At 57.1% G+C, this 273-nt stretch carries 1 protein-coding gene; it reads right to left on the bottom strand.

Annotated features, from left to right (window positions below; all coding sequences use genetic code 11):
• Window positions 1-273 (bottom strand): phage terminase large subunit family protein (locus AAEZ08_RS22940; protein ID WP_500125180.1); only part of this gene is annotated, 273 nt, incomplete at both ends.

Below are 273 nucleotides of genomic sequence, written 5' to 3'. Positions count from 1 at the left end.
AAGTAAGGTGACTCCTCAACGGCCTTCGTGATCTGGCAGGAGCCGACACGCTTCGGCGTTGAACCACGGATCGACTTCGGATAAATCGCGCCGTTGAGTCGCTTGTCACCCAGGGTGATCGGAGCGCCCTCGCCTTCGACGCTTTCGTCAAAGTTCGAGAGCTCGTCGTAAATCACCTCGTCGGCAGATTTCTCACGGTAGTTCCGCGAAGCCTTGCCGCCTCGGATCCAGAGCGTCCGACGGTTCGCGAATATCTTTTGATCGAGTGTGTTG

Origin of the sequence: Pseudomonas sp. E45-MNA-CIBAN-0222 (assembly GCF_040310405.1) — a bacterium.
Taxonomy (GTDB): Bacteria; Pseudomonadota; Gammaproteobacteria; order Pseudomonadales; family Pseudomonadaceae; genus Stutzerimonas; species Stutzerimonas stutzeri_AC.
Note: the sequence above shows the minus strand (reverse complement) of the source record. Positions and strands in the feature narration are given on the sequence as shown.